The 9,675-nt window shown below is 39.5% G+C and carries 7 protein-coding genes and 4 pseudogenes; 1 reads left to right on the forward strand and 10 read right to left on the reverse strand.

What is annotated here, in order from left to right; genetic code table 11:
• From HT678_RS08210 to HT678_RS08220, 3 genes and pseudogenes are all read right to left on the reverse strand, one after another.
• Positions 1–266, reverse strand: a pseudogene (locus HT678_RS08210) (IS630 family transposase); the annotation flags it as partial.
• A 36-nt stretch (positions 267–302) separates the two neighbouring features.
• Positions 303–656, reverse strand: coding sequence for an aminotransferase class V-fold PLP-dependent enzyme (locus HT678_RS08215; RefSeq protein WP_172924833.1), 354 nt, complete (start codon positions 654–656; stop codon positions 303–305).
• Positions 657–1,332: 676 nt separating this feature from the next.
• Complete coding sequence (locus HT678_RS08220) at positions 1,333–2,712, reverse strand: FAD-dependent oxidoreductase (protein WP_000036801.1); 1,380 nt, start codon at positions 2,710–2,712, stop codon at positions 1,333–1,335.
• A gap of 295 nt (positions 2,713–3,007) precedes the next feature.
• Here HT678_RS08220 and HT678_RS08225 point away from each other — a divergent pair.
• Positions 3,008–3,728, forward strand: a pseudogene (locus tag HT678_RS08225) (FAD:protein FMN transferase); the annotation flags it as partial.
• A 12-nt stretch (positions 3,729–3,740) separates the two neighbouring features.
• Here HT678_RS08225 and HT678_RS08230 read toward each other — a convergent pair.
• From HT678_RS08230 to HT678_RS08260, 7 genes and pseudogenes are all read right to left on the reverse strand, one after another.
• Positions 3,741–3,848: pseudogene (locus tag HT678_RS08230) on the reverse strand (IS5/IS1182 family transposase); the annotation flags it as partial.
• A 102-nt stretch (positions 3,849–3,950) separates the two neighbouring features.
• Positions 3,951–4,635, reverse strand: a pseudogene (locus tag HT678_RS08235) (transposase); the annotation flags it as partial.
• Between the two features lie 57 nt (positions 4,636–4,692).
• Positions 4,693–6,927: a DNA internalization-related competence protein ComEC/Rec2 gene (locus HT678_RS08240; RefSeq protein WP_000942432.1), complete on the reverse strand. Its 2,235-nt coding sequence runs from the start codon at positions 6,925–6,927 to the stop codon at positions 4,693–4,695.
• On the reverse strand, positions 6,911–7,561 hold the full coding sequence (locus HT678_RS08245) for a helix-hairpin-helix domain-containing protein (RefSeq protein ID WP_000387332.1): 651 nt from the start codon (positions 7,559–7,561) through the stop codon (positions 6,911–6,913). The genes HT678_RS08240 and HT678_RS08245 overlap by 17 nt, the downstream gene beginning before the upstream one ends.
• 67 nt (positions 7,562–7,628) lie before the next feature.
• Positions 7,629–8,198, reverse strand: coding sequence for a GNAT family N-acetyltransferase (locus tag HT678_RS08250; RefSeq protein ID WP_000443735.1), 570 nt, complete (start codon positions 8,196–8,198; stop codon positions 7,629–7,631).
• A 212-nt stretch (positions 8,199–8,410) separates the two neighbouring features.
• Positions 8,411–9,415 carry a PhoH family protein gene (locus HT678_RS08255; protein ID WP_000658205.1) on the reverse strand — a complete coding sequence of 335 codons (1,005 nt, stop codon included), beginning with the start codon at positions 9,413–9,415 and terminating at the stop codon, positions 8,411–8,413.
• Positions 9,416–9,499: 84 nt separating this feature from the next.
• On the reverse strand, positions 9,500–9,675 hold a 176-nt coding region (locus HT678_RS08260; RefSeq protein ID WP_172924834.1), incomplete at its 5' end, for a YozE family protein.

The following is a 9,675-nucleotide window of genomic DNA, read 5'->3' on the forward strand; positions in this document are numbered from 1 at the left end:
AGGGACAGCACAATCAAAATGTGCCGCAATTTCCCGTAAAAAGCATCTGAATAAGCCTCTACAAAGGATTTCAATTCCTCTAAAGGAATCTTTCGGTTTTTGACGACTCGCTTTTTCCTCTCTAAGTGTCCTTGTTCACGTAAGTTCTTTTCCCACGTGAAGAGAGTTCTGACGCCGACATCAAAAACCTTGGCTGCCTCGACATGGCTGTGCCCCTCTTTGATGTAATCTAATGCTCGCTGTTTAAAATCTGTACTATATGCCATAGCTTTATTATAACATGCTTGTTTGAAACTAAGCAACTATAACATTTTCCAAGGTAAATAATTAGAATGGTGTTCTAATACAGACACGCCTAATTTACCTTTATTATATTTTATAGACCTACTAAGTAAGTTATAAGCCTCCGTAGCACTTTTAGTGAAAAGCACATTGCAGTTACTGGCACTTAGAAAATTTTTAATTTTTTTCTTAACAGCCTCATATTCATTAGAAAAAATTAAATCATTTTTTGAATTATATCTCTTAATGTTTATTGGAATTCCTGAATAAACTTCTGTTAATTTATTAACAACAGCTTTTGGCTTGGGAACTGTAGCTGCATTATCAAAATAAATAATATCTGATGTTTGAAAAGAAAATAAATTCCTCAACATATTTCACCACTTTGAAAATCTACTACCATTAAAAATTTCTACTTCCTAAGATTTAAAATTCGATTTATGTAATACATTGTATTGGCACATCTTTTGGGAAATACAACTGAACCATTTAATACTACTACAGAAACTTCATCACTACTATGGCTTCTGCTGACTTCTCATGATTCCTTGTTACTATGCTTTAGGCGCTCATGAAACCTCACGGAATCAGTCCCAGATCTTTCTTCCTTTATAACAGAGGACGTTAAAAGGTTACAGTGAAAATAGGAAATCGGACGCAGAGTCTTTGGACTCTAGGAAGATTTATCTTTTTCACACAAACCTTAGTCCGAATTCAATTACTTTCATGACTTACAGATATAAGTTACGACTACCTATATAAACTTTAGAGTTCTTGGCTATCTCATCTGCTAGATAGGCTTTCCTAGCACCTCTCTGTTCCTAGAACCAGGATTTCGCTATTCTTTCCTCTAACGTTTTTTACTCTAACGTCAGGGTCTATCTCCAGACCGTCTTCGTCCGCTACCTCACGATAGTCAGGATTGAGGGGCGCTGTTGGGTTCATCGGTAGCTAGTGCCCACAGAGGACTTGTTCCTCAGATGTAGGCCATGACCCGTCGTACCTAAAAAACTATCCGACCTTGACTTAAGACCAGATAGTTCATCATTTTTATTTTTCAGCTGTAAGGGCAGCCATTGTGATGTAGTTGTATGGTTTGTTGAAGTGTGGCAAGAAGAAGAGGTCTGTCAATGCCAATTTATCAATTGTTACATGCTCTTGGATAGCAAGTGAGAACATGTGAATTCCCATGCTGATTGAAATATCGTGTGAAACCATTTGGGCACCAAGAATTTCACGGCTATCTTTGTCAAAGACAATCTTAATCGCTACTTCATGGTTATCGTGTTTCATGAATTCTGGTTTTTGAAGATCGTTAAATCCTGTCTCAGTCGCATTGTAACCTGCAGCTTTTGCTTTTTCAAGAGTCAAACCAGTTGAAACCATGTGAAGACCATAGATTGAGATACCGTTTGAACCTTGAACACCGATTCCTTCCAATTCATGTCCACAAGCATTGTAGGCACCAACGATACCAGTACGAACTGCGTTTGAAGCAAGGGCGATGTAGCTTGTGTCTTTACGAGCATTATCATAGACAGTCGCACAGTCACCAACTGCAAATACACCTGGAATTGAAGTTTCTTGTTTCTTATCTACAAGGAAAGCACCATTTCGGAAGAGTTCAATCTTACCGTCAGCAAGAGCTGTGTTAGGACGGAAACCAACCGCAAGAACAACCATATCCACATCAAAAGTTTCTTTATCGGTAATCAAGCGTTCAACTTTACCGTCACCTTCGATTGCTTTAACAGTTTGACCAAGAGCCAAGCGGATGTTGTGGTCTTCCAAGTTCTTCGCCATCATTTGTGTAAAGTCTTTGTCATAGTAACCGTTCAAGACAGTATCAACGATATCGACAAGGACAACTTCTTTTCCAAGACGCTCAAAGGCTTCAGCAAGTTCAACACCAATGTAACCACCACCAACAACGGCGATACGGTCAAGGTGTTGGCTCTTGTCAGCAAGTTTATTGATCACTTCTTCAGCGTTTTGGTACAATTTCACGAATTGTACGTTTTCAAGAGTTGCTTTAAATTCGCGGTTTCCTTTAAGAATTTCAACACCTTCTATTGGTGGCAAGATTGGTGTAGAACCTGTAGCGAAAATCAATTTCTCGTATGATTCTTTGTGCTCTTTTCCTTCAACTTCGGCTGTGACTACTTTGTTATCATAGTCGATTGAAAGAACAGGTGAGTTCATGTAAACCTTAGCACCTTTAGCTTCCAATTTTTCTTTATCAGAATAGAACAAGCCTTCAGCACCGTCAATTTGATTACCAATCCAAAGAGCCATTCCACATCCTAGGAAAGAGATGCTAGAGTTTTGGTCAAATACAACAATTTCGTTCTCATTTCCAAAATTATCCAACATAGTATTAATACATGCTGTACCAGCATGGTTAGCACCGACTACAACAATTTTACTCATAAAAAATTTCCTACTTTCATTCTAAATTTACCTTACTAGTATACCATTTATTGTCAGCGTTTACCAGAGGTTTGCTATTACTTTATCATTTTTTATCAAAAACAATTCTCCATTTATCCTAATTTCAAGCCTAATGAATTTTTTTAAGCATATTTCTTGACTTTTTCCAAATTTAATTTATGAAAATTCTAGCTTTATGGTATTATAATAACATGAAAATAAAATACAAGGTCTTCCATTTATATAATTATTTGATATTGCAACTTATTTTCTACAAAAGAAAAAAGTTGCTAGCTTGCCTCTTCGTTCACATTCTGAACTCCTAACGGGAACCACTATCACTATTTCATTAGTTAATGAGTGAGCAGATATCTTACTCTAAAAATCCTTTGATTTGCTCAAAAAGCTTGAATACCATTTCAATGCCATTAGTCAAGAATCTGAGTTGATGGAAATCAATTATCAAGCAGGAATAGCCCCCGTCACTGTTCATCCAGACCTGTTTGAACTGATTTCACTTGGTTTAGAGCATAGCCTAGCACTCTATAGCCAGCTCAACATCAGTATTGATCCCCTAATTCAAACCTGGCGCATTGGTTTTTCAGATGCCAAAGCTGCACAACCTCAAGAAATTGAAGCGGTGCTGTCTCTAATCAATCCTCATGATATCGAGTTAGATTCTTCTACTTCCATTGTATTCTTAAAGCAGAAAGGAATGAAAATCGATTTAGGTTGTTTAGTCAAGGGTTATAGTGCAGATAAAGGGTGCCCAATTTCTTAGAAAAGAGGGTATGACTTCTGCCTTGATCAATCTGGGAGGGAGTATCCTGACCATTGGAAAAAATCAGGCAAGAGGGGATAACCCTTGGCAAATCGAGATTCAAGATTCAGCCAATCCGAGGGGAAATCACTTAATGACCATTCCCGTTGTCAATCAATCTGTCGTGACTTCAGGCATTTATGAACGTCACCTGACAGTCGATGGACAAGATTACCATCACATTTTTGACAATAGACTTCCTGCAAAACTAGAATCCTAGTTCATGATTGATAATACCAACAATCAAATTCATTCGTAATCCGAAGCGTTTACGATGATTTCGATAGGTTGTTGAAAATATTTTAAACGTTTTCATAGTGAAATGAAATAAGAACAGGACAAATCGATCAGGACAGTCAAATCGATTTCTAACAATGTTTTAGAAGTAGAGGTGTACTATTCTAGTTTCAATCTACTATACTTTGTCAAAAATACTCTCAACCTTGATTCTCTCCTTAGATAGCGCATGGTTACAGGCTTTATCTTCAGCTATTAGCGGCTTGAGTTTGCTGGATTTACGTGGAGTTTGTGCTTGAGGATATATCTTCATGAGCCCTTGATAACCACTGTCAGCCAAGATTTTACCAGCTTGTCCGATATTTCTGCGACTCATTTTGAACAACTTCATATCATGACAATAGTTCACAGTGATCTCCAAAGAAACAATTCTCCCTTGACTTGTGACAATCGCTTGAGCCTTCATAGCGTGGCATTTCTTTTTACCAGAATCATTCGCTAATTGTTTTTTAGGGCGATGGATTTTTACTTCCGTCGCATCAATCATTACCGTGTCCTCAGAACTGAGAGGAGGTCTTGAAATCGTAAAACCACTTTGAACAAGAGTTACTTCAACCCATTGACTCCGATGGGTTAAGTTGCTTTCGTGGATACCAAAATCAGCCGCAATTTGTTCATAAGTTCGATATTCTCGCACATATTGAAGTCGCCATAAGAAGGTATTCTAGGCTTAATTTAGGTTTTTATCCATCTTTTGCGTGTTTAATTTTTAATACAGCTAACATCTCTTCAAAAGTCGTGCGCTGAACACCAACAAGACGATTAAATTGTGCATCAGTTAGTTGTTTACTTGCTTCATAATTCATAGAACTATTATACCATATTTTGTTTCGCAGGAAGTCTAATAATAATATTTATCTTTCCTATCGAACGCTTTCAATCTTCCAACTATTCCAACCTTTAAACCGTATAGCTCCATGCTGGTCAGTTCGGTAAACTTTGCTATTGATACCTTCCAGTCGTGTCAAAGTTTCCTGATGGGGGAGTTTCGTTCGATTGTTCTTTCCAACTGAGATGAGAGTCATCTCTGGTTTGAGCTGTTCTAAAAAGTCTGAACTTAATGATTTTTTAGAGCCATGTTGGCTAGCTTTCAAAACATCCACTTCTAGGTCAGGATAGTGCTTCAGCATGTCCTTCTCTCCTTTCTCCTCCAAATTTCCAGTGAAAAGAAAGTTTTTATCCAAGAGTTTTCCATACAAAACCAGGGTATCTTCATGATCTCCAATTTTCCTTGGAGATAGGACTTCTAACTGACTTCCAAAAATTGGCAAGTTCTCTCCTGCTGTCACACTGCGCACCTTGGTTTGAGTCGCCTGTAGTTCTGCCACAAATTCCTTCTGTTTCAGACTTCCTTTTGATACTAAAATCTCCCCTACATGAAAAGCCTTGGTCACCTCCAACAAATCTCCAACATGTTCCTTGTCCGTATTTGTCAAAATCAGCTGGTCAATCTTGGCTACTCCTCGACTTTTGAGATAGGGAATCAAGGTTCGCTGGGCATTGCTGGTCGTCGCCTTTTCTTGCCATTTTTCAATTTTCTTATCAGATTCTGCCTTGCCACCTACATCTATGAGAATGGTCTTCCCAGTTACATCCCTTAGGAAAATACTTTCTCCTTGCCCCACATCCAGCATGGTAATTTCATTTTCCAGTGGATGCTTGGTCAAGAAAAAGAGACCCACAATAAGTAAGCTGAAGCCAGCTACTCTTTTGATATTTTTCCTCAAATCATAGACCAAAGCCAAGGAAATTAACAATAAAATTAAAAACCATGCATTAGGTTGTCCAAAGACAAACGGCCTACTTGTCATCTGCGAGACCAAGCGAATCATTCCCTCCAACCATTCAAAGATAAAATTCAGTTGAATGACTGGATAGAGAAAGGAAAGGGCAAATAAGATAGACAAGAGCGGTAAGAAGACCAAATCAAATAGAAAGGAAAAGACAAAGGTCAAGAGGATGGACCAAGGTTGAAATTCCGCAAAATAGAAGGATAGAATGGGCAATATGCCCAAGGAGATGACTAGACTTTCACTAGCAACAGCCTTGAGCCCCTCCCCTTCTTTGCTGGTCATGGTCAGGATAAAAGCATAAGCGCAGGACAAGACTCCTCCTGCTGTCAAGAAAAAGTTTGGCATGACAATAAAGAGGAGAAACACTGTCAAGGCAAAATTATCCAAGCCCTTAACCCCATGTTGAGCCAGTAGCTTTTGCAAGAGACTGCGAATAACCGATGCTGAAAATCCAGTTAGTCCCGCATAGATAAGGGAAAAGGGATAAGTCAGCCATTTCAACTTTTCTTGGGTCAAGCCCAATCGCAAGAGAAGTTTCTTAAATCCGTTCATGAAAAAACCTACCTGCATGCCAGATAGGGCAAAGAGGTGGATAATTCCTAGACTGGAATAAAGCTCATTCATCTCCTCAAAGTCGGTGTCCAGATGTCCCAGCAAGAGTCCTGTCATGTAATTGCGCATAGGGTCTGGAAAGTGCGTCTTAATCCAAACCACAGCCTTTCGACGTAAACTGGACAAGTTTTCTCCTATATCCCAACTGCCAATCTTTTGAAGTGACTGGATTGTTTTGATATTGAGAGTCTGGTAAATTCCCTGAGTCTTCAGATAGGCTTGGTAATTAAAGCCACCAAAATTTCTCTGCCCTTCTGGCTCCGAAAGCTTCCCTTCTAGTCCTATCTCATGCAGGTCGGTTAAAGCTTGAAAGGCTTCTTTCTCCTCCTCGGACTGGAGTTTATAATAGACTTGAAAAATGCGTCCATCAGCCTTGCCGCGAAAGGACAGACTATCACCATTGACCTTAACAGTGTCAGGCAGAATCCGTACCCTTTCAACAGAATCCGCCAGATTTTGACTCGCTTGGCTCTGTTGCCAATTTTGAAACAGAAACCAGAAGCCAAAGACTCCACAAATCACTAAAACTTTGCCTGTTGATTTCCATGGAAATTGGAAAAAGAGACAGACTAGCAGAAAAACAAAGCCCAACAAAGCAAGATAGGATGCTGAGAAAATAGCGTAATAAAACCAAAGTAACAAAAAACTCAGGTAAATTAGGGGAATGGGGATGTTCTTAATCCACTGTAACATAGTCTTTTAGCTTTTCTATGGTCTTAGCACCAATGCCAGAGACCTTCTTGAGTTCATCAATCGACTTGAATTTCCCATTTGCCTCACGATGGTCTATAATGTCCTGAGCTCGTTTTCCTCCCAGTCCCTTAACCTGTTTAAGCTCTTCCAGACTGGCCTTGTTGAGATTGACCTTCTTTTCCTTGCTTGTTGAAGAAGCTGTCCCCGAACCAGTCTGTTGACTAACTGCTTCTTCTCCCTTAGTAGGAACGTAAACCAGAGCCTCATCACTAACTTTCTGAGCTAGATTGAGCGACTTGCTGTCTGCTTGCTCTGTCAAGCCACCAGCCTTCTGAACAGCATCATTGACTCGACTACCTACAGGCAAGTCATAAATCCCTGGCGATTTGACAGCACCTTTGACATCTACTGTGATTAGATCTTGTTCAAGGGGTTCTTCCTTCTCTTCCTTGTTCACTTCCTTTTCGGATACCAAATCCTTGGAAACAGCTGCAACTTCAGCCTGCAAATTCGTTTCCTTTACAGGTGTTTGTGGAGCTGGCTTTAGCAGGAAAAATCCGCCTACAAGCAAGCCCAGACCAGTACAGATGACGATGATTTTATACTCTTTGATTTTCTCGATAATTGCTTCCATATTTTCTCCTCTCTTAGATTATTCGTAAGAGGAAGAAAAAACAGTCGAAAAATTTCTTTTCAACTGCTTATTTATTTGCAAAATAGTCTTCCTTGGTCAAGACATAATGAACTCTTGTCACGATTCGGCCTTTTTCATGCTGGTCCATACAAGCATAAGCTTCTTCGTGGGAAAAACGCATGCCTGATTTCTCCATGACCTTTCCTGACGCGGGATTAGCCTTATCGTGTAAAGCAACTAACTTATTCATTCCTATCTTCTCAAAAGCTAGCTCAATTACGGCACGATTGGCTTCTGTCGTCAATCCTTGATTCCAATACTTTTTATTGATAATGTAGCCAATAGCTGCCTTCTTAAGAACAGGATCAATCTTGTGCAAGTCAATGGTTCCGATAAACTTGCCGTTATCTTTTAATTCAATCCCCCAGCGTCCCAAGGGATTAGCCAAGTAGAACTGAGCAATATTATTCTTGGTTTCTTCTACATTTTGATTGGTTGAAAAAGTGTAACGTGTATTATCCTTGTCCGAGGCATAGTCAAACATTGCTTCCGCATCATTCAAAGTTACAGGTCTAAGCAACAAACGCTCTGTCTCGACTATGGGATACTGAGCTAGTTTTAAAAAGATTGATTCCATACGTTTCTTCCACTTGAAACCTTTCTAATCTAATATAAGGATATTGAATAAAACATTTAAAAAGCAAACTTATAGTAGATTGAAATAAGATATAAACAAATCAATCAGGAAAGTCAAATTAATTTCTAAAAATGTTTTAGCAGTCACAACGTACTATTCTAGCTTCAATCTACTATAGATTTAGTATTGAGATAACTTTAAGTACAAAAGAACTATCCTTCATATAGAGGTTGAGAATCTAATTCTTCACTCTCTTCTTTTTTAACCGGTTCTGGTTCATAGGCTCGGATAATCTGAGCGACAACTGGGTGGCGAACCACATCCTTGGCTGAAAAATGAACAAAGTCAATCTGGTGAATGTTCTTGAGTTTCTCTTGGGCATCAATCAAACCGGACTTGACATTGCGTGGCAGGTCAATCTGACTGATATCTCCATTGACAATCATCTTAGAATGAAAACCTAAACGAGTCAAAAACATCTTCATCTGCATAATGGTCGTATTTTGCGCCTCATCGAGAATGACAAAGGCATCATCCAAGGTCCGTCCACGCATATAGGCAAGGGGCGCAATCTCAATAATTTCACGCTCCATGAGTCGAGTTGTTTGGTCTTTCCCCAGAATCTGATACAAAGCATCATAAACAGGTCGAAGGTAAGGATCTACCTTCTCCTTAAGATCACCCGGAAGAAAACCTAGACTCTCTCCTGCTTCCACCGCTGGACGTGTCAAGATAATCCTCTTGACTTGCCCACGTTTAAGTGCAGTCACTGCTAAGGTCACTGCAAGAAAGGTCTTCCCTGTACCTGCTGGCCCAATTCCAAAGGTCACATCATGCTGTTTAACACTGTCCACATAAAGTTTTTGACCTAGTGTTTTGACACGGATAGGCTTCCCTGTATTATCCTTGATAATTTCTTCTTCATAAAGGGCGACAAATTTGTCGATTTCATCGTTTTTGACCATGCTAATCGCAGTCACTACATCTGGTGTGCCGACTGTCATTCCACGATTTACCAAAACCATCAAGGCTTGAATAACTTGTCTAGCTTCCTCACAAGCTGACTCCCCCCCCAAGACTTGTACAATCTCTGTACGAGCATGAATCACCACATCAAGCTCTTCTTCCATCAAACGAAGATGGCGCTCATTGGAACCAAAAAGATGAAACAGGTCATCTGGATGACTCAGTTGAATGTCTATTGAATGTTCCTTCAAATAAAGAACCTCTCTAATCCTTTTATTTCTTTTTATTATAGCAAAGGGATGGAGAAATTACTAGCCCAAACCCAATGAATCATGCTAGTGTTCTAAGTATTCTTGCCAGATAGCGTCAAAGTCTCCTAGGTTAAAAGAGAAACTGGCATGTTCTTCCAAAAAGCGACTCACCTCATCAAAATCATCTGTGTGTTTTGGAAAAGCTGATTCTTCAAAGGCTAGGTCTGCTAGGATAGCTTTGGGACTCCCGACTTTATCAC

Source organism: Streptococcus sp. 3167 (assembly GCF_013277175.1).
GTDB classification, from domain to species: Bacteria; Bacillota; Bacilli; order Lactobacillales; family Streptococcaceae; genus Streptococcus; species Streptococcus pseudopneumoniae.

Bases quoted from the DNA above. Each gene is read 5' to 3' on its own strand.
- HT678_RS08220 (WP_000036801.1), bottom strand. From the start codon at position 2,712: ATGAGTAAAATTGTTGTAGTCGGTGCTAACCATGCTGGTACAGCATGT.
- HT678_RS08245 (WP_000387332.1), bottom strand. From the start codon at position 7,561: ATGGAAGCAATTATCGAGAAAATCAAAGAGTATAAAATCATCGTCATC.
- HT678_RS08240 (WP_000942432.1), bottom strand. From the start codon at position 6,927: ATGTTACAGTGGATTAAGAACATCCCCATTCCCCTAATTTACCTGAGT.
- HT678_RS08215 (WP_172924833.1), bottom strand. From the start codon at position 656: ATGTTGAGGAATTTATTTTCTTTTCAAACATCAGATATTATTTATTTT.
- HT678_RS08250 (WP_000443735.1), bottom strand. From the start codon at position 8,198: ATGGAATCAATCTTTTTAAAACTAGCTCAGTATCCCATAGTCGAGACA.